Genomic DNA, 24,075 nt, shown 5'->3' with positions numbered 1-24,075 from the left:
GGCTTGGGGACGGCAACCTCGCCGATTCGTACATCAGGAAGCAACTATGCATGTAGAAGGTTTTTTCGAGTGGCTTGGCCAGGCACTGGGTTCGTTGATCCGCTTCATCGTCGACGCCTTGAGCGGCCTGTTCAACCTGCTGGCCAACGCCGGGGGCAACTTCATTGATGGCCTTGCGCGCACACTGGGCATGGACACCTCACTGGTCAGCATCCTTGCCCTGATCGTCGGCCTGCTGCTGCTGTACTCGGCAATCCGCGCCTTCATGCGCGCCTCGATCATCCTCGGGATCATCTGGCTGGTGCTGGGGTTGTGGGTGATGAGCTGGGTGATCCATTGAGCGTGCACCGTCAATTGTAGGAGCGGCCTTGCGTCGCGATCGGGCGCGCAGCGGCCGCAAAAACGTTGTTCACCACAGTTGCTGGTCTGGGGCCTCTATGAGGCCCTTTCGCGACGCAAGGCCGCTCCTACAAAAGAGCAGCATGCCCTACCTTGATTTGACCGTCATCTCACCCTGCCCATCGCCCACCGCCTGCAGGTTCGGCCGGTACATCGACTCCACTTGCGGCGGCGGTATACGGTAGGTGCCCGGGGTCACCGCTCGCGCCAGATACAACAGGTGAGTGGTGCCATAGCCGTCGAGCTTGAGCGCCGCCACATACCGGTCATCACGGTATTCCTGATGCACCACGCTGGCGTTTTGCATCGACTCACGCCACTGCTTCACTGCGCTGCTGGCATTGTTCAGGCTGGCAGCGCTCTGCGCCAGGTTCTGGTTCTCCAGCTCCAGGCCCGCCGGCAACAGGTCGACCACCAGCGCATCCGGAACCCGGTCCGTGGCCTTGAGCGCCAGATGCACCAGCACCAGGTCGCCGCTGCGCACGTTGTGCAGGTCCAGTACCTGGCCGTTCATGCCCAGGTATTCACGGCGGATCTCCATGCCGTTGCCGCCCGCGGCAGGCGCCTGACGTGGATAGCCCGAGAGGGTCAGTTGCTGGTAGACAGTTTCACTACCTTCGTTCTGCACACTCAGCGGCGAGGCCAACAGTGGGCCTTCGAGCTTCATGCCGGCGTCGCCATTGCTGAACTCCCGCACCTCACCGGCACTGTCCAGGCGCGCCTTCCACGGGCTCTCAGGCTTATCGAGCAAGCCACGCCCGGCCAGGTACAGCGCATTACGCTCCTGCGTCGACAGCCAACGGTTGGCGGCCAGCTCATCAGACAGCGCGAACAACCGCTGATCGACCTGGTTGCTGGCCAGATCACTCTCCTGCAGCAACGCCAGGATCAATGCCTGGTCACGCAGGCTACTGCCGTAATCGGCCATCCAGTCTTTGCTGCGGCTGATACCCAGGCCTGCTTGCAATGCCTCCTGCGAACGCGGCTTGTCGCCCATCTTGTCCAGCGCCACGGCCAGTTGTACCAGCGGCAGGCCGGAGCGCGCATCGGCGCGCCGTTCGAACAGGCTGCGCAAGGCCCCCAGCGGAGCCTGCTGGCTGCGCGAAAGTACCAGCGCAGCGTAGGCCTGCACGGCAAAGCGGGTGTGTGCGGCGTTCTCGCTGTAGTCGACCTCGATCAGGTTACGCTCCTGCAAGTAGCGCAGCAGGCGTTCATTGGCTTTCTTCAGCGCCTCGGCCGGCACACCATAGCCTTGGTCCCGGGCCCTGAGCAGGAAGTCGGTGACATAGGCGGTCAGCCAGTACTCCTCCTCGCTGTCAGAACTCCACAGGCCGAAGCTGCCGTTGTAGCGCTGCATCCCCAGCAGGTGTTCGATGCCCATTTCGATCTTGCGCTTGCGCACCTCGGCCGGCTCGCCTTTGATCCCCAGGCGCTTGAGGCTCTGCGCATCGGCGTACAGCGAGGGGTACAGGCCGCTGGTGGTCTGTTCCAGGCAACCGTAGGGGTAGGCTTCGAGGGCACGGATCTGCTCGGCCAGGTTCAGTGGCGGGCGGCTCGACAACGCCAGGCTGGCTTCCAGCCCGGCCGGTTCGAATGCTGCCAGGTCGGCTTCAGGCAGCGTCCAGGGCTGGTCCTTGAGAGCCACGCGGTAATGCTTGAGCACGGCCGGGTACGCGGGGCGTACGCCCAGCGTCCATTCACGCTCGAAGGTGTTCAGCGGCTCGCCCGGCAACTGCAGGCCATTGACCCGTACATGCACCTTGCCCTGGCCCAAGCCACCCTGCGCCTGCACCGGGATCATCAGGGTGGTGTGCTGGCCCTCGGCCAGGGCAACACGCTGCTGGGCGCTCATTGCCAGGCTCACCTGCCCCTCGGTGCTGATATCGACAGTCAGCTGCTGGGCCAGGCCGGAAAGGTTGGCCAGGTCCAGCGCCAGGCTGGTGCGGTCGCCACCGGCAAGGAAGCGCGGCGCCGAGAGTTCGGCAATCAGCGGGGCCGCCACCACGGTCTTGCCCTCGGCCATGCCGAAGTGGTCCTCGGTCCAGGCCTGGGCCATCAGCCGCAGTTCGCCATTGAAGTCGGGAATATCGACGCTCGCCTCGCCCTCGCCCTGCTCGTTCAGGGTCACCGGCACACTCTGCCGGGCAACGATGGTGACCGTGGTGTTGGGGCGCTTGCCACCCTTGGCCATGGCTGCGTCACCGCCGAAGGCCAGGCTGGCCAGGCGCCCCTGACCGGCTTCGATCAGTTGGCCATAGATGTCCAGCTGGTCGGCGCCATAGGCCTTGCGGCCGAACAGGCTGGCGTATGGGTCAGGGGTCTTGAAGTCGGTGATGTTGAGGATGCCCACATCCACAGCAGACAACAGCACATGGGCCTGTTTAGGAATACTGCCATCGGCATTGGTGGCCTTGATCCTGACCGTCAGGGGTTGCTTGGGGCGCATTTTTTCCGGTGCCTGCAGGCTGACCGCCAGCTTGCGCTCGGCGCGGCCCAGCGGCAGGTGTAGCACACCGACGGCACGCTTGGGCGTGGCATTGGCCTTGCGCTCACCCGGGCGGATCACCAGGGCACTGATGTAAAGGTCGTGGCGAGCCCACTGCTTGTCCAGCTGCACCTCGAAGGTCTTGCCTTCGGCGGGGACGTCGATCTCCTGCCACCACAGCGGGCCATCGCTGGATTCGATCATCAGGTAGCCATTGCCGGCAGCTGGCGGGGTTACCGTGACCTTGGCAGTAGCGCCATCAGCGTAAGCCGGCTTGTCCAGCGCCAGCTTGACCTGGTCGGGGCGCACTGCGCCGCCTTCGGCATTGTCCTGGGCGCGATACCCCGCCCAGAAGCGTTCGCTGGATACCAGGCCAGTCTGTGGGTCTTCCACCTCGACGCGGTAAGGCCCCCACTCGACCTGGAAGGTCAGCTTGGCAGTAGAGCCCGCTTGTACATTGACGCTTTGCTCACTCTGAGTGAGGAATTTTTCGTTGTAGTTGTAGCTCCAGCCGTCGCTTTGCGAGTAGTTCCAGTAGTAATCGCGGCGCTCTCGGATCAGCCGTACCTTGAGGTCGCTGGCAGCGAGCTTGTTGCCGTCACGGTCGGCCACCAGGAACTCGAATTCCACCGGGCCGTCGCTGTCGGTTTCCTCGCCCTCGAACACGCCACGCAGGCCAGGCAGGCGGTCGGCGGGCCAGATCGGTTGTTCGAGACGACGGGTGATCGGTCGGCCACCGGACTCCTGCAAGCTGGCCTGCACGGTCAACTGCAGCGGCGAGCGCGCTTCGGCCCAGCGGCTTTCGATATCGACCACGGCCTTGCCAGCCTGATCGAGGGTCACTTCATCCAGCTCCAGGTCTTGGTTCAGCTCGGTTTCGGTGACCGAACCAAACTGATAACCCGGCAAAGCAGGTACCGCTTCGCGCAAGGGGCGCACGTACGCCTGGCCGCTCAGGCGATTGCCCACCGCCGGCGCACCGTAGAGGTACCGGCCATGGACCTGGACCTGCGCCGTTTCTTCGGGCGAGAGCGGTGTGCTGCTGCCCTTCAGTTCAAGCGCCAGGCGTTCAGGAAGGAAGTCTTCGACGAGGAACTCATAGACCTGCTTGCGCCCCCCGCCAAGGTCGAGCAGCAGTTGCCAACGACCGGTCGGCGCTTCTGTAGCCAGTTGCAACTGGTACTGATAAAGGCCGTTGGCATCGGCCTCCCAGACAAACCTGCGGCTGACCTGCTCATCCGGGCGGCGTACCTCAACACCGACTGGCTGGGCCTTCACCGGCTTGCCATCCTGGTCGCGCAACAGGCCGTTGAGCAGCACCGTCTCACCCGGGCGATACAGGTCGCGCGGGCCAAAGATGAAAAACTGCAGCGGGTTTGCCTGCGGGCCGGTGATGTCGAATTCGGCCAGGTCCAGCGCTGCAGTGTTCAGGCGTAGCAGTGTGGTATGCACACCCTGGGTCGCGATCAGGGTATCGGCCTTGGCCGTGAGCGGCAGCTGGGCATGGCCTTGGCCATCGGTCTTGGCCTGGGCCAGCAGCTTGCCCTTGTCGTCATGAAGTTCGAGGTTTACCTGGTTGAGCGCCTTGCCGCCCTCCAGGGCCTGGGCAAACACGTCAAGACGGTCGCGATAGCGGTGGGCCGAGACGCCGATATCGCTGAGGGTGAACAGCGTCGCCGGCTGCGAATAATCGTAGGTTCCTGACGCGCGCATCACTGCCAGGTATACGCCCGGCTCCTGCAGCGGCTTGATCCCGGCGATCGGCAGCAACACGGTCTCACGGGTATTGCGCGCCGGGTTGAGGTCGAACCGGCCGCTGTAGACCAGGTCGGCCAGGGCCAGGGTTTCCTTGGACTGGTAGTAGTAGAGGCTGCTGTTGCGGCCCCAGTTGACCAGGAAGGTCGAGAGCATGTCCGGCTTGACCCGGAAAAACTCGACATCGACCTTGTCGACGTTCAGGGCAATCACCGGCAGGCCCTCGGCCAGCCGCGTAGGCAGCAGCGAGCCACGGCTGGCGAAGCCGATGGTCGGCTGCATGTCGCGGGTTTCCAGGCGGGTCACCGACTCGCTTTCCAGCTGCTTGCCGTTGACAGCCAGCAGGCCCTTGTCGACGGTCAACACAAGCTTGCGCTGCGGCTCGAGGTGACGCAGGCGCAGTTCCATCTGGTTGTCGGCAAGCTCCCAGGCACCGTCGACCTTGCCTTTGACGGTATCGACCAGATGCAGCTTGGCAGCGAAGTTCTGCTTGGCGTCCAGCGGTGCGGAAAAACTGACCGAGAGGGCACTGGCGCCGTCGAGCTGCACTTCCGAAACATCCAGTACGCTGAGCTCACGGCCTTCGTAGCGTTTGGCGAGTTCGGCAGGGTCCTGGCGCTTGGGCGCAGCAGATTCGGCCGGGGTGCTTGCCGCCGGTTTTTCGGTGGCGGCAGGTGTGTCTGGCGTGGAGGAATCACAGGCACTGAGCAGGGCCAGCGCGCAGGCCAGCAACAATCCTTTGTTGAACATGGAGTGGGGACTCTAATCGGCAGCGTATGCGTGAAGGCAGCAACTATAGCGCAACGGCAGGTGGCTGGCCGTTAGAATGCGGCCTATCGATCCAGAAGGGCCGCTATGCGGGCCTGTTTTCCCAGGAACTCAAATGTCGCAAATTGCCACCGACTGGCAGCACCGCCTCACCCACCGCAAAGTCTGGGCCCTGGCCGCACCGATGATTTTGTCCAACATCTCGGTGCCCTTGGTGGCCCTGGTAGACAGCACGGTCATCGGTCACCTGCCCCACGCCCATCAGCTTGGCGCGGTGGCGGTGGGTGCCACGCTGTTCACTTTCATGGTCGGCCTGATGGGCTTCCTGCGCATGGGCTCCACCGGCTTCGCTGCCCAGGCCGCGGGGCGTGCCGACGGTGCTGCGCTGCGCCAGGTCCTGGTGCAAGGCCTGCTGCTGGCGGTGGGCTTTGCCCTGCTCATCGGCCTGCTCGCTCTGCCCTTCAGTCAACTGGCGCTGCACGCGATGCAACCTAGTCAGGCCTTGCAGCAATCAACCGAGGCCTTCTTCCATACCCGCCTGCTCGGCCTGCCGGCGGCGCTGGCCAGCTACGCGCTGGTCGGCTGGTTCCTCGGCACCCAGAACGCCCGAGCACCGCTTGCCATATTGCTGACCACCAACCTGCTGAACATCGGCCTCAACCTATGGTTCGTTCTTGGCCTGGATTGGGGTGTGCTGGGGTCGGCGCGGGCGTCGGTGATCGCCGAGTGGGCGGCGGCACTGCTTGGCCTGGCCCTGACCCGCCCTGCCCTGCGCGCCTACCCCGGGCATATCGCCTGGGCGGCACTCAGGCGCTGGCAAGCCTGGCGGCCGTTGCTATCGGTCAACCGCGATATCTTCCTGCGCAGCCTGGCCTTGCAGCTGGTGTTCCTGCTGATCACCGTGCAAGGCGCGCGACTGGGCGAGGCCACGGTGGCGGCCAATGCACTGCTGCTCAACGGCCTGCTGCTCACCGCCTACGCCCTCGACGGCCTGGCGCATGCGGTGGAAGCCCTGTGCGGCCATGCCATTGGCGCCCGCGATCGCGACACCCTGCGCCGCTCGCTGGTGGTGGCCTGTGGATGGTCATTGATTACCAGTCTGGGTTTTGCCGGGCTGTTCCTGCTGGCCGGGCATTTGTTCATCGACCTGCAGACCGATATCGAGAGTGTACGCGCGGCCGCCTATCCGTACCTGCCGTACCTGGCGGTACTGCCATTGGTAGCGGTGTGGAGTTACTTGCTGGACGGCCTGTTCATCGGTGCCACGCGGGCGCGGGAGATGCGCAATGCAATGCTGGTTTCGGTGCTGGTTGCATTGCCGCTGGCGTGGGCCATGAGTGGCTTTGGCAACCACGGTTTGTGGTTGGCGTTTCTCGGGTTCATGGCGTTGCGGGCGGTGACGTTGGGATGGGTGGGCTGGCGCCTGCAACGAAAAGGACTGTGGATTCACTGATGCTGGGGCTGCCTTGCAGCCCTTTCGCGACGCAAGGCCGCTCTACGAGCGACCGCTGTAGGAGCGGCCTTGTGTCGCGAAATGAGGGCGCAGCCCTCACCTGCATACTCACAGCCACACACAATCCCAGTGAGAATACTCGCCAGCACGCTGTACCAGTCCGGCACGGATTGGGTTGGCGATGATGTATCGAGCAACGGCCCTGATGTCCTGCTCACGCCGTAACGCTCGGTCATGGAAGCCAGGTTGCCAGATACGGCGCCTATCAGCTCCGGCTCGATAAAGCGCGCAACTGCTTCGAGATTTGAATGCGCACATCAATTCGCCAAGCGTTCCGTGGCCTAGCTCGATCAGCCAGTGCAGATGATCTGGCATCAAGACCCACGCCAGCGTTCGACAGCACGCTTCCTGATCGCTTAGCCGCAACTGTTGAATGGCGGCTCGGGCGAAAGGAAGATTCTTGAAGATTGGAGCGCGATTGCGGGTAACCGTTGTTAATAGATACAGCCTCCCCTGCTCCGCGTGGCGGCCTTTGCGCAAACGGTGATTGCCTTGACGGTCCATGTCGGTATCCCTTGAACATTGCGTTCAACGGTAGTCAGCCCCATGCAGCCGGGTACGTTTGTTCCTTTTCCTGATGTGACACCGGTGAGGGCTGCGCCCTCATTCGCGACGCAAGGCCGCTCCTACGGGGGTAGCAGGAGCGGCCGTGACAATCACGACGACAGGTAGGAAGACCGGGTCAGCCCCAGGCGCAGTGCATCGAGGAACTGGGTACGCTCTCGGGCGCTGATCTTGGCGCTGGCCACCTTGTCGCGGTAGTGGGTCATCAACTCCTCCGGCGACAGGTGCACATAGCGCAACATGTCTTCGATGGTGTCGTGGGTCTCGATACCGGCGTGGAACACGCTGCCATCGGCGTTCTGGTAAATGTTCACCGAGTCGGTATCACCGAACAGGTTGTGCATGTCACCGAGAATTTCCTGGTAGGCACCGACCAGGAACACGCCCAGCAGGTAGTCCTCACCGTCCTTGAGCGAGTGCACCGGCATGCTGGTCTCGATGCTCTGCTCGTCGACGTACTGGTTGATCTTGCCGTCGGAGTCGCAGGTCAGGTCCTGCAGCACTGCACGGCGCAGCGGCTCTTCGTCCAGGCGGTGCAACGGGATGATCGGCAGCACCTGGCCGATGGCCCAGGTGTCCGGCAGGCTCTGGAACACCGAGAAGTTGCAGATGTACTTGTCGGCCAGCTTGTCGTTCAGTTCGTCCAGCACCTGGCGGTGCGAGCGCTGGCGGGCCTTGAGCGAGTTGTGCAGGCGACGGCACACGGCGAAGTAGCACTGCTCGGCCAGGGCCTTTTCGGCCAGGCTGATCTTGCCATCGGCATATTGCGCTGCCACGTCTCCCATGTAGTGCGTGGCGCGCCAGTAGGTCTCGGTGACCATCTCGATGTCGGTCGGGCCGAGCAGGTCGGCCAGCCACTGCACGGTCTCGGGCAGGCTTTCCTTGTTTTCGATGGTCGGCACGTCGTCGTTGTGTTTCTCGACGTCGGTCACCTGGATCACCAGCATGGCGTGGTGCGCAGTCAGCGAACGGCCACTCTCAGAGAAAATGTGCGGATGCGGCAAGCCCTGCGCGTCGCAGAACTCCTTGAGCATGCCCACCACCACGCCGGCATAGTCGTCCATGTCGTAGTTGATCGAACTGGCGTTGCGCGAGTGGGTGCCGTCGTAGTCCACACCCAGGCCACCGCCCACGTCGATATGGTCGACCGGCAGGCCCAGGGCACGCAGCTCGCCGTAGTAGCGGATGGCTTCCTTGAAGCCATGCTGGTAGTCGGCCAGGTTGGCGATCTGCGAACCCATGTGGAAGTGCAGCAGGCGGATGCCCTGGTCCAGCCCGGCATCGCGGAAGCGCTGCACGACCGAAATCAACTGGGCAGCCGACAGGCCGAACTTGGACTTCTCGCCACCGGTGTCTGCCCACTTGCTCGAAGCCAGCGACGACAGGCGAACGCGCAGCCCAACCTGCGGCTTGACCTTGAGCTCGGCGGCCTCTTCGATCACCAGCGCCACTTCGGACTCTTTCTCGATGACGATGAACACATTGTGGCCGAGCTTCTGGCCCATCAGCGCCAGGCGGATGAACTCGCGGTCCTTGTAGCCGTTGCAGACGATGGTGCCGCCCTTCGGCGCCAGCGCCAGCACCGCCAGCAGTTCAGGCTTGGAACCTGCCTCCAGGCCGATGGAAACGTTCTGCGTGGCGATGATGTTCTCTACCACCGCTTCCTGCTGGTTGACCTTGATCGGATACAGCGCGGTGTACTGGCTCTGGTACTCAAGGCGCGCGATGTTGGCGTCGAAGGCACCAGTCAACTGGCGCACGCGGTCCTGCAGAATGTCGGGGAAGCGTACCAGCAGCGGCAGCGACAAGCCGCTCTGGCGCAGCTCATCGACCTGCTCGAACAAGTCGATCGGCGCGCTCTGAGGGCCGTTGGGGCGCACTTCGACGCGCCCGGCTTCATTGATGGCGAAATAACCAGCGCCCCAATGGCGGATACCATAAACACTGCGGCTGTCGGCCACGGTCCATTGGCTACCATCGTCTTTGCGTGTGCGTCGTACGGACATTCAAGTCCCCTATAAAGTCGAAAACACTGCCCCACATGGTGGCGGGCGCAGTGTAAAAGCTGGAAATGACGATTCATCCGTGCCCAGCAATAGACCCTGGTCACGGGAACGAGTTTAGAAAGCGCTGGGCAAAAAATCGCGTGATGGCCTCAGCCCCCGGACTTTTTCGCCTTGAAACCCTGTTTGGTCAGCTCGCCGATCAACAGCTCGACATGGTCGCCCTGGATCTCGATAACCCCGTCCTTCAGGGCACCGCCGGTACCGCAGCGGCGCTTGAGGGTGGTGGCCAGCTCCTTGAGCTGGTCTGGCGGCAGCGGCACGCCGGTGACAGTGGTCACGGTCTTGCCGCCACGGCCTTTGCTCTCACGGCGAACACGGGCGATGCCGTCGCCTTCGGGGATGGTTTGCTGCTTGCAGATGCAGGCATCCACCGGCTGGCTACAGTCGGGGCAGTGCCGACCGGCGTCGGTGGAAAACACGAGACCGCCAAGGGCGGAAAAGGAAGAAGCTTTCTTGGCCACTTTTGTTCCTCTGTGCTGAGGACAAAAACTGGTCGGCAGGAGCCGACCGCGAAGCCCCACTCTGGCAGGGGCGGCGCTACTGCCGCAAGATCCTGCAACAGCCCGAAAAGGGCGCGCAGTGTAACGATAAATCAGGTGATTGCTAAGTACCGGAATGCGCCATTTTGCGAAAGATTTGCGACTCATGGGACCTGGGACCGCAAAGCGGCCCCAGCCTTAGCCCAGACTGACCTTGTACCGCTGCAGCGCCGCCAACGAGTCCGGACAGTAGGGCTTGCTGAGGCTTTCTGCCTCAGCCTGGGCGAGGCTGATGAACCTCGCCTCGCTCACCTCTTCAGGCTGCAACCGCAGCGGCGCGTCCGACACTGCCGAATACACCGCGCACCATAACCGGTTGTCGGGCTGGTCGAAGTAGAACCGTTCGTGGAAACGCAACTCGGCGCCCTCGATGCCCAACTCCTCGGCCAGTTCACGGGCCGCCGAGTCGGCATACGCCTCCCCCGCCGCCACCATGCCGCCTGCGGCCACATCCCAATAGCCCGGATACAGCGCCTTGCTCAAGGTGCGCCGGTGTACGCACAACTCACCGGCGCCATTGAACAGCAGAATGAAGGTACAGCGGCCAATCAGACCACGCTCGCGAAGCTCCGCCCTGGGCAGCGCACCAAGCACCTGGTCGGCTTCGTCCACCCAGGCGACCAGTTCGCGGTCGGAAGCCGCCCGGTGGGCGGCCTCGTTGGGGCTTATAGCCATGTTCAACCCTGCGACAACAGTTGACGCAGGTCGATGACCGCCGCGTTGGCCCGCGAAATATAGTTGGCCATGACCAGCGAGTGGTTGGCCCACATGCCGAAGCCGCTGCCGTTGAGCACCATCGGGCTCCACAACGCTTCCTGCGACGCCTCCAGTTCACGAATGATCTGGCGCACGCTGACGGTGGCATTCTTCTTCGCCAGCACGTCAGCGAAGTCCACTTCGATGGCACGCAGCAGGTGCGACAGCGCCCAAGCCTGGCCGCGGGCTTCGTAGAACACGTTGTCGATCTGCAGCCAAGGCGTTTCCACCACCTCCTCGTCCACCTGCGGCGCTTGGCCAGCAACCACCGATTCGGTCTTCAGGGTGGTATTGAGCTTGACCCGGCCAACACTTGCCGACAGGCGCTGCGACAGCGAACCCAGGCGCGTGGCGACATCGCCCAGCCAGTTGTTCAGGTTGTCGGCACGGGTATAGAAGATCGCACCCTTGTCGCCAGCCGCCAGGCGGGTCTGGTAGCGGGCGAGCGATTTGATGCCCTCTTCGAACTCCGATTCGCTCGATGGCAGGATCCAGCTCTTGTTGTCGAAGTTGAAGCGCGGCTCGGCCTTGGCAAGGTCGGCGTCCTCGGTGGACTGCGACTGCGAGCGGGCGAAGTCTTTGCGCAAAGCGCGGGACAGGTCACGCACCTGGACCAGCACGCCGTATTCCCAGCTCGGCATGTTGTCCATCCACAGCCCCGGCGGGAAGCGATCGTTGGAAATGTAGCCGCCCGGCTTGTTCAGCAGGGTTTCGGCCACAGTCTTGAGCGTTTCGATGGTGGTGTAACCAATCACCATCTGCTGGCCGTTGCGCTCGGCTGCTGCCTGGGCATTCTGCTGCACCGGGAACAGCTCCGGTTCCTGGCTCCAGTACCAGCCCAGCCCGATGCAGACCAGCAGGTACAACCCGATCAGGGTCCCCAGGGCTCGGCTCCAGAGGCCACCCACATAGCTACGGGCGGCAGCACCGCGGCCATCGACACGCTCACGGGGCTCGGCCTTGGCCTCGCGGTTTTTCCAGTCCAGCATGGCTTTGTCCTTATCAGTCACGACGGTTCAGGGCTTTTGACCACAGGCCAGTGCCAGGGTGCCACGGCAAGCCCACGTTGCTGCACTATAAAGCAGACACCACCGTACGCATAAGCGACCAATCGGTCAGCAACTGAATATTCGTCATCAACGCTTTGTTGATCCCGCGCACTCGCATGCCTGGAAAGAGCTGCTAGCATAGAGCCATCATCGCACCTGCATATCCCACTAATAAGTAGTCAGGACATGACCCAAGCCGCGGAGCCGAGCCAAGAGCGCCTCAAGCAGGAGCTCGATCACCTGTTGCAACGCCTGTCGCGCACTCGTTTGCGCCAGGGCGACCAACTTGATCAGCTGACGTTGCCACCTGCCCGCAGGCCGGTGTATCTGCTGCTGCGCGACCATGAGCGCGCCGAGCGTCTGGCCCAGCAACTGGAGTTCTTCGGCCTGAGCGTGCAAGCGCTGTTCAGCGTCGACGCTTTGCTGGCGTCAGTGGCCGAGCAGGCACCCTCTGCCATCGTGATGGATGTCGACTTCAGCGGGCCAGGTTGCGGCATGCAACTGGCGGCACAGGCGCAGTCGGGTCTGGAGCAGCCGATCCCGCTGCTGTTCTTCAGCCTGCACGAAGCCGACACGCCAACGCGCCTGGCCGCAGTACGCGCAGGTGGTCAAGCATTTCTCACCGGCACACTGGAAGCCTCCAGCCTGCTTGAGAAGCTCGAGATCATGACCAGCACCGCGCCTCTTGAACCGCTGCGCGTGCTGATCATCGACGACTCGCGCACCCAGGCACTGCACACCGAACGCGTGCTGGGCAGCGCCGGCATGATCACCCGCAGCCTGACCGACCCGATCCGCGCCATGGCCGAGTTGGCCGAGTTCCAGCCCGACCTGATCATTCTCGACCTGTACATGCCAGCCTGCTCGGGCCCGGAACTGGCCAAAGTGATCCGCCACAACGACCGCTACGTCAGCGTACCCATCATCTACCTGTCCGCCGAGGACGACCTGGACAAACAGCTCGACGCCATGAGCGAGGGCGGCGACGACTTTCTGACCAAACCGATCCGCTCGCGCCACCTGATCACCACTGTGCGCAACCGTGCTGCCCGAGCGCGCCACCTCAAGTCGCGCATGGTCCGCGACAGCCTTACCGGCCTGTACAACCACACGCACATCCTGCAATTGCTGGAAGATTGCAGCTTTCGCGCCCGTCGCGAGGGCCAGCCGCTCAGCTTTGCCATGCTCGACATCGACCACTTCAAGAAGATCAACGACCGCCATGGCCACCCCATGGGTGATCGGGTTATCAAAAGCCTGGCGCTTTTTCTCAAGCAACGGCTGCGCAAGACCGACTTCATCGGCCGCTATGGCGGCGAGGAGTTCGCCATCGTCATGCCCAACACCGCACTGGATGCCGCGCACAAGGTGCTCGACGAGATTCGCCGGCGCTTCGCCGAAATCCTCTACCCGGCACAGCCTTGCGACCTGCGGTGCACTTTCAGTGCCGGGGTGGTGCAGCTGGACGATGAGCTCGATGCATTGAGCATGGCCAGCACCGCTGACGAGGCGCTGTATCGGGCCAAGCATGCGGGGCGCAACTGTGTGGTGCGGGTCGAGCCTTAGCCGGCCGGCCCGCGCCCATTAGATAGCGTTAAGCCACCATCGTCATCACCCCGTCACAAAATAGCAATAACTTCAGGCACCTACCCCTCCACCCCCGCAGGAAGTTCGCGGCTATGCGCCTGAAGTGGCTGACCAATTTCAACACCCTGTTGCTGGTGACCGTGTGTATCGCTCTGGGCGCGACCCTTTGGTGGTCGCAGCGCGCCCTGGAGCGCCCCTATCAATTGATGGAACGCTATCTGGGCCTGTCGCAGCAGTTCCAGAACCAGGCCGCGCGCAACATCCAGGCTTATCTGGGCAGCGGCGACGCCCTGCGCCATGCGGCGGCGCTGGAGGCCAACCAACAGCTTGGGCAGGCACTGGCCGACTGGCCTGAGGAGCTGGCCGGCCAATTGCGCCCAAGCCTTGATACCCTGCAAGCCTTCACCGCCAACGAGCTGCTCGCGGCCGGCAAACTGGCCGGCGACCCTCAAGCCTTGCTGTTGCAGGCCGAACGTGAACTAGGCGCCAATTTCGAACAACTGGCCGGCTATGCCCGCGACAGTGCCAGCAGCGAGGCGAGCCGTTACCTGCTGCCGTTGCTCGACGCCAGCGTACACCTGGGCCGCCTGTCGCTGGCCCGTGACAAACTGGTCAGCAGCGGCCGCGCCGAGCTGGCCGACGAGGTGGAACGCGAGCTGCAACTGATCCGCGCCCAGGCTCAGGTCATCGACAACCTGCCGTTGCTGGGCGTGACCCGCGCCGCCGAATCCAACGCTGATGATTTCGCCGCCATGATGGGCCTGGAAACGCAGGCCGCCGGGCAACAGGAAGACGTTGCCGTTGGCCTCAAGCGCGAACTGCAGAGCCTGCTCAACCGCTACCCTGGCGAACTGCAACGCACCCGCGAACAGATCGAGCGGCGCACAGCGCTGGCCGCCAGCACCAACGAACGGCTCGACGCCGTGCAAAAAGCCATCGCCAGCCTTGAGCCTGAAGTGCGCGGCCAGCACGCGCGTATCGCCAGCGAAGTGCGCCTTATCCAGGGCCTGATGATCGGCCTGATCCTGCTGATCGCCCTGCTCATCGACACATTGCAGCGGCGGCTGACGCGCACCCTGACCGGTCTGGCCCCGGCCCTGTCGCAATGGGCCGAAGGTGATTTCGCCGCCCCCATCGCCCTGGGCAAGACCAACCGCGAGCTGCACGACATCCAGGAATCGCTCAACCGCCTGCGCCAGTACTTGGTGGAGCTGGTCGGCACCATCCGCCACAACGCCGAACTGGTGGCCGGCAGCAGCCACGCACTGGCCGGCATGAGCGCCGCCCTGCATGACGGCGCAGAGCGCCAGGCCGGTGACACCGGACAGATACGCGATGCGCTGGGCGAACTGGAAGCCACCATTTTGCAGGTGGCCGGTGATGCCAGCTCCGCGGCTGATGCCAGCCGCGATGCTGGCCGCGCCGTTGAGCAAGGCCAGACGGTGATCGGCCAGAGCCTCGGCGGGCTGCGTACGCTGGTCGATGAGGTGCAGGGCAATGCACGCATGATCGAACAGCTGGCCGAGGAGTCGGCCACCATCGGCGGTGTGCTCACCGTGATCAGATCGATCGCCGAGCAGACCAACCTGCTGGCATTGAACGCCGCCATCGAGGCCGCCCGCGCGGGGGAAATGGGCCGCGGCTTTGCCGTGGTTGCAGACGAAGTACGCTCGCTGGCACAACGCACCACAGGCGCCACTGGCGAGATCCAGGCCTTGATCGACCGGCTGCAACAGGCGGCACGGGAGTCGGTGACAGGTATGCGGGCGCAACTGGAACATGCGCAAGCCACAGCTGACCAGGCTCAGGCTGCCGATGGCGCGCTGGACGAGATCGTCAACGCGATCCGCACCATCGCCGATACTGCAGTGCGCATTGCCGACGTCACGGCGCAGCAGAGTGATGCGGTGAGCGAGATTCGAGGGCACAGCGAGCGGATTCATGAGCTGGGTGAAGACAACCTGCAGCGCATCGGTGAAGGGCGCGAGCAGGGCGAGCAATTGCTGACCCTTGGCGGCGAGCTGAACCGTGCGGTGCGGGCCTTCAGGCTGTGATCGTTTGCCTGCACTGCCCCCCAACCAAGGCCAACTCCGCTATCATGCCGGGCACGTTCCACCTCGCGAGTCCGCCATGCGCCGCCTGTTTTTCCTGCTGTTCCTGCTGCTGGCCAGCCCTGCCTTCGCCACGGGCCTGCTCGACAACCGCCCCAGCGCCACCCTCGGCGCCGCCTCGCTGAGCAACAGCGCAGACTTTTTGCCCGTACATGAAGCCTTCAAGCTCAGCCTGGTCCAGGCCGATGCGCACACCATCAAACTGCGCTTCGTCGCCACCGACGGCTATTACCTCTACCGCCATCGCTTCCAGTTCCGCAGCGAACCGGCAGACATCACCCTGGGTTCGCCGAACATTCCCAAGGGCGAGGCCAAGCACGATGAGTTCTTCGGCGACGTCGAGGTCTACCACGGGGTGCTCGACATCGAACTGCCGCGCACCGACGCCCGCGCATTCACCCTGCTGGTCGGCTACCAGGGCTGTGCCGACAAGGGCCTGTGCTACCCACCAGAGACGGCACGCCTGAGCATCGACGGCGCAGGGGGGAGCACGGCCGACGCCCCGGCGACGGCCAGCGAGCAAGGCTGGAGCTGGAAATCGTTGCTGCTGTTCTTCCTCGCCGGGGTCGGCCTGACCTTCACGCCCTGCGTGCTGCCAATGCTGCCGATCCTCTCTGGAGTGGTCCTGCGCGGCCAGGTCGCCGGCCTGCGCGGCCTGGCCCTGTCGCTGGCCTATGTGCTGGCCATGGCCGCCAGTTTCGCCCTGCTGGGGGCGCTGATGGGCCTGTTCGGTGCAGGCCTGAACCTGCAGGCGCGGCTGCAATCGGCTTGGGTACTGGTGCCTTTCGCGCTGTTCTTCGTGCTGTTCGCACTGGCCATGTTCGGCCTGTTCGAACTCAAACTGCCACAGGCCTTGAACAATCGCCTGGACACGCTCGCCCACCGCACCAAGGGCGGCTCGCTGCTGGGTGCAGCAGTGCTGGGCGTGCTGTCCAGCCTGCTGGTTTCGCCGTGCGTCTCGGCACCATTGGCCGGCGCCTTGCTGTATATCAGTGCCAGCGGTGACGCCCTGGGTGGCGCACTCAAGTTGTTTGCCCTCGGCCTGGGCATGGGCGCGCCATTGTTGCTGGTAGCTACTGGGGGCGCGGCCTGGCTGCCAAAGAGCGGGCCTTGGCTGAACACCGTGAAAAACGCTATTGGTGTGTTGCTGCTGGGCCTCGCCATCGGCCTGCTCAGCCGCGTGCTGCCGGGGCCGGCAACCTTGTTGCTGGTCGGTTTCCTGAGCGTGGGCGTAGCCGTTTTCCTCGGTGCGCTGGAGTTCGTGGTCAAGGCGCCACGCCAACGCCTGGCGCAACTGCTGGGCCTGGCCCTGCTGGTCTACGGCCTGGCCTGCTGGTACGGCGCCCTCAATGGCCAGGGCGACCCGCTGCGCCCATTGCCTGCGCCAACGCCGACAACCGTCGGCAGTGGCCCGGCAGCTTCGGTGGATGCCTGGCAAACCGTCACTACGCCGGCCGCACTTGACGCGGCCCTGGCCGAGGCGAAAGCTGCGGGGCAGCCGGTCTTGCTCGACTGGTACGCCGACTGGTGCATCAGCTGCAAAGTCATCGAGCATGAAGTACTCAACGCAGCGCAGGTCCAACCGCAACTGGGCGCATTCAAGTTGCTGCGTTTCGACATCACCGAAAGCAACGCCGAGCAACGTACCCTGCTCGACCGCTACCAGCTGTTCGGCCCGCCTGCACTGTTGTTCTTTGCCGCGAACGGCAGCGAAATGACCACCGATCGGGTCATTGGCGAGATAAACGCCGCCGAATTTGCGGGTGTTCTGGCGCGCGTGCGCGGCAAACTCGGTCTATAACTTCCCGCGTGCTGGCATATTTCTGCGAACGAGTGACCAGATTTTAATATTTGGTCACATACTTCGCGCGAACCTCGGACATCGTGCTGGCTATTGCCGGGAACTGGACACTTGCCGTCGCTTTACGGCACACTCGCCGCGCTGTGTCGAATTGCCCTACAAATCCAAGGAATCTGCAGATGGCAACGCTACTGGTGCTTCACGGCCCCAACCTGAACATGCTCGGGCTCCGCGAACCGGGCCACTACGGCGCCGTGACCCTGGCCCAGATCAACCAGGACCTGGAACAGCGCGCCCGCGCCGCAGGCCATCACCTGCAGTACCTGCAGAGCAATGCCGAGTACGAGCTGATCGACCGTATTCACGCCGCACGCAACGAGGGTGTGGACTTCATCCTGATCAATCCGGCTGCTTTCACCCACACAAGCGTCGCATTACGTGACGCATTGCTTTCGGTGAGCATCCCATTCATCGAAGTGCACCTGTCCAACGTGCACAAACGCGAACCGTTCCGTCACCACTCCTACTTCTCCGATGTAGCCGTAGGGGTGATCTGCGGCCTGGGCGCCAGCGGGTATCGCCTGGCCCTGGAGGCCGCACTGGAACAACTGGCTGCCAACGCACAGCCCTGATGATAGAAGCCCTGGCCTGAGTGGGCCGGGGTTCGAGAAAAACGTTTCAGATACGTTTTTAACTTAATGCCCCCTGACCGAACCTTTGGGAGTTGATGATTAATGGATATCCGTAAAGTCAAGAAACTGATCGAGCTGCTGGAAGAGTCTGGCATCGACGAACTGGAGATCAAGGAAGGCGAAGAGTCGGTCCGTATCAGCCGTCACAGCAAGACCCCAGCCGCTCAACAGTTCTACGCACCTGCGCCAATGGCTGCCGCGCCTGTAGCTGCTCCGGCCGCTGCTGCTGCCCCGGTTGCCGAAGCTGCCGCCGCTGCTCCGGCCCTGAAAGGCACCGTGATCCGTTCGCCAATGGTCGGTACCTTCTACCGCAAACCTTCGCCGACCTCGCCGAACTTCGCTGAAGTTGGCCAGAGCGTGAAGAAAGGCGACACCCTGTGCATCGTCGAAGCGATGAAGATGATGAACCACATCGAAGCCGATGTCGGCGGCGTTATCGACGCCATCCTGGTGGAAGACGGTCAGCCGGTTGAGTTCGACCAGCCGCTGTTCACCATCGTTTGATTCGCGGAGAGCCAACGATGTCTGGGAAGCTGGAAAAAGTCCTGATCGCCAACCGCGGGGAAATTGCCCTGCGGATCCTGCGTGCCTGCAAAGAACTGGGCATCAAGACCGTCGCCGTGCACTCCACGGCCGACCGCGAACTGATGCACCTGGGCCTGGCAGACGAGTCGGTCTGCATTGGTCCTGCTTCGTCCAAAGATTCGTACCTGCACATCCCGGCGATCATCGCCGCCGCTGAAGTGACAGGCGCTACCGCCATCCACCCGGGTTACGGCTTCCTCGCGGAAAACGCCGACTTCGCCGAGCAGGTGGAGAAGTCCGGTTTCGCCTTCATCGGCCCGCGCGCCGACACCATTCGCCTGATGGGCGACAAGGTTTCGGCCAAGGACGCGATGATCAAGACCGGCGTACCGACCGTACCGGGCTCCGATGGCCCGCTGCCGGAAGACGAAGAGGTCGCCCTGGCGATCGCGCGTGACGTCGGCTACCCGGTGATCATCAAGGCCGCCGGTGGTGGCGGTGGTCGCGGTATGCGCGTGGTGCACAAGGAAGAGGACCTGATCGCCTCGGCCAAGCTCACCCGTACCGAAGCCGGTGCAGCCTTCGGCAACCCGATGGTCTATCTGGAGAAGTTCCTGACCAACCCACGCCACGTGGAAGTTCAGGTGCTGTCCGACGGCCAAGGCAACGCCATCCACCTGGGCGACCGCGACTGCTCGCTGCAGCGTCGTCACCAGAAGGTACTTGAAGAAGCACCTGCGCCGGGCATCGATGAGAAGGCCCGCCAGGAAGTCTTCAAGCGTTGCGTCGATGCGTGCGTCGAGATCGGCTACCGTGGCGCCGGTACTTTCGAGTTCCTGTACGAAAACGGCCGTTTCTACTTCATCGAAATGAACACCCGTGTGCAGGTTGAGCACCCGGTTTCGGAGATGGTCACCGGTATCGACATCGTCAAGGAGATGCTCAGCATCGCCGCTGGCAACAAGCTGTCGATCCGTCAGGAAGACGTGGTGATCCGCGGCCACTCGCTGGAGTGCCGGATCAACGCCGAAGACCCGAAGAAGTTCATCCCGAGCCCAGGCAAGGTCAAGCACTTCCACGCCCCAGGTGGCAACGGCGTTCGCGTCGATTCGCACCTGTACAGCGGTTATTCGGTTCCGCCGAACTACGACTCGCTGATCGGCAAGCTGATCACCTACGGCAAGGACCGCGACGAAGCCATGGCGCGCATGCGCAATGCCCTGGACGAAATCGTCGTCGACGGCATCAAGACCAACATCCCGCTGCACCGCGACCTGGTGCGTGATGAAGGTTTCTGCAAAGGCGGCGTGAACATCCACTACCTCGAGCACAAACTGGCCAACCAGGAGTGATCGCGTTAGCGTGATGCAGCAAAAAACCCGGCCTTGTGCCGGGTTTTTTTGTGGGGTTGTTCTCAGGCCATCGCTTATGCGCTACCACGTTTACCGGCCCGATCGCTGGCAAACCTGCATCTACGGTCAGATCAGTGCACTGAAAAACAGTGAAGGGCCCGTGGGACCCGGCTTGCCGGCGATTGGCCTGCAAGGCAGCCCCTCAAGTCATCCACAAACACACCGCACTCGCGTAAACTGCCAGCCTTCGCGCAGCCTCGGGCTGCCCCTCTCGATTTACCAAAGGTGCCCGCCATGCCTTGGCTGCAAGTACGCCTGGCCATCAGCCCGGAACAAGCCGAAACCTACGAAGACGCCCTGCTCGAAGTCGGCGCCGTATCGGTCACGTTCATGGACGCCGAAGACCAGCCCATCTTCGAACCCGACCTCAACACCACGCCGCTGTGGTCGCATACGCACCTGCTGGCACTGTTCGAGGCGGACGCCGACCCTGAACAGGTATTCGCTCACCTGCGCCTGCTGACCGGCGCCGAGCTGCCGGAACACCAGGCCGAAGTGATCGAAGATCAGGATTGGGAACGCAGCTGGATGGACAATTTCCAGCCAATGCGCTTCGGCCGCCGCCTGTGGATCGTGCCAAGCTGGCACGAAGCGCCGGAAAAGGACGCAGTCAACCTGCTGCTTGACCCTGGCCTGGCCTTCGGCACCGGCACCCACCCGACCACCGCCCTGTGCCTGGAATGGCTCGACGGCCAACAGCTCGAAGGCACCCAGGTCCTGGACTTCGGCTGCGGCTCGGGCATCCTGGCCATCGCCGCATTGTTGTTGGGCGCACGCGAAGCGGTCGGTACCGACATCGACGTGCAGGCCATCGAAGCCTCGCGTGACAACGCCCAGCGCAACGGCGTCGCCGACGAGAAGCTGGCGCTGTACCTGCCCGAGCATATGCCGGCCATGCAGGCCGACGTGCTGGTCGCCAATATCCTGGCTGGCCCTTTGGTCTCGCTGGCGCCGCAGCTGTCCGGCCTGGTACGCCCAGGTGGCCTGCTCGCGTTGTCTGGCATCCTTGCCGAACAGGGTGAGGAGGTCGCCGCGGCCTACGCCGCCGACTTCGAGCTGGACCCGATCGTCGTGCGCGACGGCTGGGTGCGCATCAGTGGTCGCCGCCGCTAAGCGGGCCTAAAATACTTCTCTGCACAGCTCCCGGATCGCCGCATGACCGACAGTTTCGTCACCCAGTGCCCGCATTGCCAGACCAGCTTTCGCGTCACCCATCACCAGTTGAGCGTGGCGCGCGGCGTAGTGCGCTGCGGCCATTGCCTGCAGGTGTTCAACGCGGCGAAGCAACTGCTGGAGCAGAACCGCGCCAGCGCCGCCCCGGCCGTGCCGCCGATACCGGTGGTCGCGCCCGTCACCGCGCCCGAGCCCCCGGTCAGCGAGCGCTCAGCCGCCGAGCCGCAAGACTGGGCAGCCACAGCGCAAGCCCTCGACGAACTCGACCTGGACCAGGAACTGGCCCGCCTCGAACGCCGTGGCAAGCCAGACGAGCCGCGCCCTGCCGCGCCTGCCGATGCACTGCAGGCACGGCGTGACGAGCCCGCCGCCGAGCCCCATGGCGACGCACTGTTCGGTAATGCAACCGACGATCACCATGAGCCGCTGGAAACCGTCGATCCCGCCCCGGTACTGCTGGAGCAGGAGCCACTGGACCTGGAGCCTGCCCCAGGCGATCGCACCGAGCCCACACTGGACGGTAACCTGGACCTGGACTTCGATGATGAACCTGCCACGCATCGGACTGCCGAGCGCGATAACGCGGACGACTTCTCCGAGCGGCTGTCGCCAGATGACGAACCCGTTCACGAAAAAGGCCTGAGCGCCCGCGATGATGACGATACGGATCTGCATCTGGCGGCGCACGATGACACCCCTGCCCCGGCGCTGACTGGCGAGCGCCTTGAACCTGGCTTCGCTGCCAGGCCCCAGCGCCCGTCACGCAAGGAGCCGCTCATCGACGTGGTCGACGACCCTTTGCAACTGGGCTGGGAGAAGCCGCGCCCCCACTGGGGCAAACGCGTGCTCTGGGGCTTGCTCACCCTGCTGGCCGCCGGCCTGCTGGCATTCCAGTACGTGTGGTTCCATTTCGACGAAATGGCACGCCAGGACCAGTACCGCCCGCTCTTCCAGCAACTGTGCCCGATGCTTGGCTGCGAGGTGCCCACCCGTGTCGACATCGGCCGAATCAAGAGCAGCAACCTGGTGGTGCGCAGCCACCCTGACTTCAAGGGCGCGCTGATCGTCGATGCGATCATCTACAACCGCGCGCCCTTCGCCCAGCCGTTCCCGCTGCTGGAACTGCGTTTTGCCGACCTCAATGGCCAATTGATCGCCAGCCGGCGCTTCAAGCCGAGCGAGTATCTCTCGGGTGAATTGGCCGGCCGGGGCGAAATGCCCAGCCAGACGCCGATCCACATTGCCCTGGACATCCTCGACCCTGGCCCGAAAGCAGTGAACTACAGCCTCAGCTTCCGCTCCCCCGAATAAACGCCGAGCGGCAAGCTGCAAGAGAAGCGAGCCGACAACCGGTCTGGCTTCTTCTTGCCGCGTGAAGCGTGAAGCTTGAAGCTCAAAGGCATAAGCCTACAACTGTTCAGAATTTATCCAAATCCATCTTTATCCGGTCACCGAGAGCGGGTATTATGCCAACCCTTTTTCGACTCCAATGATTCGGCCCCACAACAGGGAACACCTATGTCGGCGGTACGCATCGGCCCATACACACTACGCAACAACCTGATCCTCGCGCCCATGGCCGGGGTCACGGACCAGCCTTTCCGTACACTTTGCAAGCGCCTGGGCGCGGGCATGGTGGTGTCGGAGATGGTCAGCAGCGACATGAGCCTGTGGAACAGCCGCAAGTCGAGCCTGCGCCGCATTCACGAAGGCGATCCCGAGCCGCGCTCGGTACAGATCGCCGGTGGCGATGCGCAGATGATGGCGGCGGCGGCCAGGGCCAACGTCGAAGCTGGCGCCCAGATCATCGACATCAACATGGGTTGCCCGGCGAAAAAAGTCTGCAACAAAGCTGCAGGCTCTGCTTTATTGAGAGATGAAGCCTTGGTCAGCGAGATTCTCCACGCCGTCGTCGGCGCGGTGGACGTCCCGGTGACCCTGAAGATCCGCACCGGTTGGGACCGGGCGAACAAGAACGGCCTGAACGTGGCGAGGATCGCCGAGCAGGCTGGCATCCAGGCGCTGGCGGTGCATGGCCGCACACGCGCCGACCTGTACACCGGCGAAGCCGAATACGACACCATCGCTGCCATCAAGCAGGCGGTGTCCATCCCGGTTTTTGCCAACGGCGATATCACTTCGCCAGAAAAGGCCCGGGCGGTGCTGGACGCCACCGGCGTCGACGGTCTGCTGATTGGCAGGGCCGCCCAGGGGCGGCCCTGGATCTTTCGCGAGATCGAGCATTACCTGGGGACTGGCCAGTATTTGCCGGCCCCGCAGCTGGACGAAGTGGAACGTATCCTGCTGGAGCACCTTGCCGCGCTGCACGCCTTCTATGGCGATGTGATGGGCGTACGTATCGCCCGCAAGCACGTTGGCTGGTACCTGGCAACACGACCCGGCGGCAAGGAGTTTCGCTCCCGGTTCAACGCTTTGGAAGACACACAAGCGCAGTGCGCCAACGTTCGAGCGTATTTCAGCGAACGTCGACAGAGCCTTGAGACAGAGGACGGACAAGGGGTGGCCGCATGACGATGATGACCGAGACATTAGTGAGTGGAACAACGCCCGTGAGCGACAACGCCAACCTCAAACAGCACCTCAACACGCCGAGCGAAGAGGGCCAGACCCTTCGTGACAGCGTCGAGAAGGCGCTGCACAACTACTTCGCACACCTGGAAGGCGCTACCGTCACTGACGTGTACAACCTGGTGCTCTCCGAAGTCGAGGCGCCCCTGCTCGAAAGCGTGATGAATTACGTCAAGGGCAACCAGACCAAGGCCAGCGAGATGCTCGGGCTCAACCGAGGCACCCTGCGCAAGAAACTCAAGCAGTACGACTTGTTGTAAGCCAGAATCCCAATCAGAAAAGGCGGCTCCC

The 24,075-nt window shown here is 63.4% G+C and carries 18 protein-coding genes; 12 read left to right on the top strand and 6 right to left on the bottom strand.

The window, feature by feature from the left end:
* Positions 1–46: 46 nt before the first annotated feature.
* Entirely contained in the window at positions 47–340 is a 294-nt protein-coding gene (locus tag IWW33_RS14455; RefSeq protein WP_012316393.1) for a hypothetical protein, read from the top strand.
* 147 nt (positions 341–487) lie between these two features.
* Here the strand turns inward: IWW33_RS14455 and IWW33_RS14450 are convergent, their stop codons facing one another.
* Positions 488–5,389, bottom strand: coding sequence for an alpha-2-macroglobulin (locus tag IWW33_RS14450; protein ID WP_174142013.1), 4,902 nt, complete (start codon positions 5,387–5,389; stop codon positions 488–490).
* Between the two features lie 133 nt (positions 5,390–5,522).
* Between IWW33_RS14450 and IWW33_RS14445 the strand changes: the two genes are divergently transcribed.
* Entirely contained in the window at positions 5,523–6,860 is a 1,338-nt protein-coding gene (locus IWW33_RS14445) for an MATE family efflux transporter (RefSeq protein WP_046787851.1), read from the top strand.
* Between the two features lie 108 nt (positions 6,861–6,968).
* On the opposite strand, the gene IWW33_RS14440 is transcribed toward IWW33_RS14445, so the two are convergent.
* The 5 genes from IWW33_RS14440 to IWW33_RS14420 form a co-directional block, all read right to left on the bottom strand.
* Complete coding sequence (locus tag IWW33_RS14440) at positions 6,969–7,424, bottom strand: transposase (protein WP_174142014.1); 456 nt, start codon at positions 7,422–7,424, stop codon at positions 6,969–6,971.
* A 152-nt stretch (positions 7,425–7,576) separates the two neighbouring features.
* Positions 7,577–9,490, bottom strand: coding sequence for an arginine decarboxylase (speA, locus tag IWW33_RS14435; RefSeq protein ID WP_012316398.1), 1,914 nt, complete (start codon positions 9,488–9,490; stop codon positions 7,577–7,579).
* Between the two features lie 149 nt (positions 9,491–9,639).
* Entirely contained in the window at positions 9,640–10,011 is a 372-nt protein-coding gene (locus IWW33_RS14430) for a translation initiation factor Sui1 (protein ID WP_012316399.1), read from the bottom strand.
* Positions 10,012–10,227: 216 nt separating this feature from the next.
* A complete protein-coding gene (locus IWW33_RS14425) occupies positions 10,228–10,764 on the bottom strand; it encodes an NUDIX hydrolase (protein ID WP_046787850.1) in 537 nt (178 codons plus the stop codon).
* A 2-nt stretch (positions 10,765–10,766) separates the two neighbouring features.
* Entirely contained in the window at positions 10,767–11,834 is a 1,068-nt protein-coding gene (locus IWW33_RS14420) for a DUF2333 family protein (RefSeq protein WP_046787849.1), read from the bottom strand.
* A gap of 246 nt (positions 11,835–12,080) precedes the next feature.
* Between IWW33_RS14420 and IWW33_RS14415 the strand changes: the two genes are divergently transcribed.
* The 10 genes from IWW33_RS14415 (at position 12,081) to fis (ending at position 24,044) form a co-directional block, all read left to right on the top strand.
* A complete protein-coding gene (locus tag IWW33_RS14415) occupies positions 12,081–13,460 on the top strand; it encodes a diguanylate cyclase (protein WP_046787848.1) in 1,380 nt (459 codons plus the stop codon).
* A gap of 113 nt (positions 13,461–13,573) precedes the next feature.
* On the top strand, positions 13,574–15,535 hold the full coding sequence (locus tag IWW33_RS14410; protein WP_174142015.1) for a methyl-accepting chemotaxis protein: 1,962 nt from the start codon (positions 13,574–13,576) through the stop codon (positions 15,533–15,535).
* A 76-nt stretch (positions 15,536–15,611) separates the two neighbouring features.
* Positions 15,612–17,393: a protein-disulfide reductase DsbD gene (locus IWW33_RS14405; protein WP_115273802.1), complete on the top strand. Its 1,782-nt coding sequence runs from the start codon at positions 15,612–15,614 to the stop codon at positions 17,391–17,393.
* A 179-nt stretch (positions 17,394–17,572) separates the two neighbouring features.
* A complete protein-coding gene (gene aroQ / locus IWW33_RS14400) occupies positions 17,573–18,025 on the top strand; it encodes a type II 3-dehydroquinate dehydratase (protein WP_012316405.1) in 453 nt (150 codons plus the stop codon).
* A 102-nt stretch (positions 18,026–18,127) separates the two neighbouring features.
* Positions 18,128–18,589 carry an acetyl-CoA carboxylase biotin carboxyl carrier protein gene (gene accB / locus IWW33_RS14395; RefSeq protein WP_012316406.1) on the top strand — a complete coding sequence of 154 codons (462 nt, stop codon included), beginning with the start codon at positions 18,128–18,130 and terminating at the stop codon, positions 18,587–18,589.
* A 17-nt stretch (positions 18,590–18,606) separates the two neighbouring features.
* The gene (gene accC / locus IWW33_RS14390; RefSeq protein WP_012316407.1) at positions 18,607–19,962 is read left to right on the top strand and encodes an acetyl-CoA carboxylase biotin carboxylase subunit; all 1,356 of its coding nucleotides are present in this window, start codon (positions 18,607–18,609) and stop codon (positions 19,960–19,962) included.
* 294 nt (positions 19,963–20,256) lie between these two features.
* Positions 20,257–21,135 carry a 50S ribosomal protein L11 methyltransferase gene (prmA, locus tag IWW33_RS14385; RefSeq protein ID WP_012316408.1) on the top strand — a complete coding sequence of 293 codons (879 nt, stop codon included), beginning with the start codon at positions 20,257–20,259 and terminating at the stop codon, positions 21,133–21,135.
* A gap of 42 nt (positions 21,136–21,177) precedes the next feature.
* A complete protein-coding gene (locus tag IWW33_RS14380; protein WP_174142016.1) occupies positions 21,178–22,506 on the top strand; it encodes a DUF3426 domain-containing protein in 1,329 nt (442 codons plus the stop codon).
* 207 nt (positions 22,507–22,713) lie between these two features.
* Positions 22,714–23,727, top strand: coding sequence for a tRNA dihydrouridine synthase DusB (dusB, locus tag IWW33_RS14375; RefSeq protein ID WP_046787842.1), 1,014 nt, complete (start codon positions 22,714–22,716; stop codon positions 23,725–23,727).
* On the top strand, positions 23,724–24,044 hold the full coding sequence (gene fis, locus IWW33_RS14370; protein WP_008093076.1) for a DNA-binding transcriptional regulator Fis: 321 nt from the start codon (positions 23,724–23,726) through the stop codon (positions 24,042–24,044). The genes dusB and fis overlap by 4 nt, the downstream gene beginning before the upstream one ends.
* The last annotated feature ends 31 nt before the right edge of the window (positions 24,045–24,075 follow it).

This window comes from Pseudomonas sp. M2 (genome assembly GCF_015751845.1).
Taxonomy (GTDB): domain Bacteria; phylum Pseudomonadota; class Gammaproteobacteria; order Pseudomonadales; family Pseudomonadaceae; genus Aquipseudomonas; species Aquipseudomonas putida_E.
The sequence above is the reverse complement of the archived record's forward strand: the minus strand, read 5'-3'. Positions and strand labels throughout refer to the sequence as shown.

Excerpts from the sequence above, each read along its gene's own strand:
- IWW33_RS14455 (WP_012316393.1), top strand. The coding sequence starts at position 47 with ATGCATGTAGAAGGTTTTTTCGAGTGGCTTGGCCAGGCACTGGGTTCG.
- IWW33_RS14450 (WP_174142013.1), bottom strand. The coding sequence starts at position 5,389 with ATGTTCAACAAAGGATTGTTGCTGGCCTGCGCGCTGGCCCTGCTCAGT.
- IWW33_RS14445 (WP_046787851.1), top strand. The coding sequence starts at position 5,523 with ATGTCGCAAATTGCCACCGACTGGCAGCACCGCCTCACCCACCGCAAA.
- IWW33_RS14440 (WP_174142014.1), bottom strand. The coding sequence starts at position 7,424 with ATGGACCGTCAAGGCAATCACCGTTTGCGCAAAGGCCGCCACGCGGAG.
- speA (WP_012316398.1), bottom strand. The coding sequence starts at position 9,490 with ATGTCCGTACGACGCACACGCAAAGACGATGGTAGCCAATGGACCGTG.
- IWW33_RS14425 (WP_046787850.1), bottom strand. The coding sequence starts at position 10,764 with ATGGCTATAAGCCCCAACGAGGCCGCCCACCGGGCGGCTTCCGACCGC.
- IWW33_RS14420 (WP_046787849.1), bottom strand. The coding sequence starts at position 11,834 with ATGCTGGACTGGAAAAACCGCGAGGCCAAGGCCGAGCCCCGTGAGCGT.
- IWW33_RS14415 (WP_046787848.1), top strand. The coding sequence starts at position 12,081 with ATGACCCAAGCCGCGGAGCCGAGCCAAGAGCGCCTCAAGCAGGAGCTC.
- IWW33_RS14410 (WP_174142015.1), top strand. The coding sequence starts at position 13,574 with ATGCGCCTGAAGTGGCTGACCAATTTCAACACCCTGTTGCTGGTGACC.
- IWW33_RS14405 (WP_115273802.1), top strand. The coding sequence starts at position 15,612 with ATGCGCCGCCTGTTTTTCCTGCTGTTCCTGCTGCTGGCCAGCCCTGCC.
- aroQ (WP_012316405.1), top strand. The coding sequence starts at position 17,573 with ATGGCAACGCTACTGGTGCTTCACGGCCCCAACCTGAACATGCTCGGG.
- accB (WP_012316406.1), top strand. The coding sequence starts at position 18,128 with ATGGATATCCGTAAAGTCAAGAAACTGATCGAGCTGCTGGAAGAGTCT.
- accC (WP_012316407.1), top strand. The coding sequence starts at position 18,607 with ATGTCTGGGAAGCTGGAAAAAGTCCTGATCGCCAACCGCGGGGAAATT.
- prmA (WP_012316408.1), top strand. The coding sequence starts at position 20,257 with ATGCCTTGGCTGCAAGTACGCCTGGCCATCAGCCCGGAACAAGCCGAA.
- IWW33_RS14380 (WP_174142016.1), top strand. The coding sequence starts at position 21,178 with ATGACCGACAGTTTCGTCACCCAGTGCCCGCATTGCCAGACCAGCTTT.
- dusB (WP_046787842.1), top strand. The coding sequence starts at position 22,714 with ATGTCGGCGGTACGCATCGGCCCATACACACTACGCAACAACCTGATC.
- fis (WP_008093076.1), top strand. The coding sequence starts at position 23,724 with ATGACGATGATGACCGAGACATTAGTGAGTGGAACAACGCCCGTGAGC.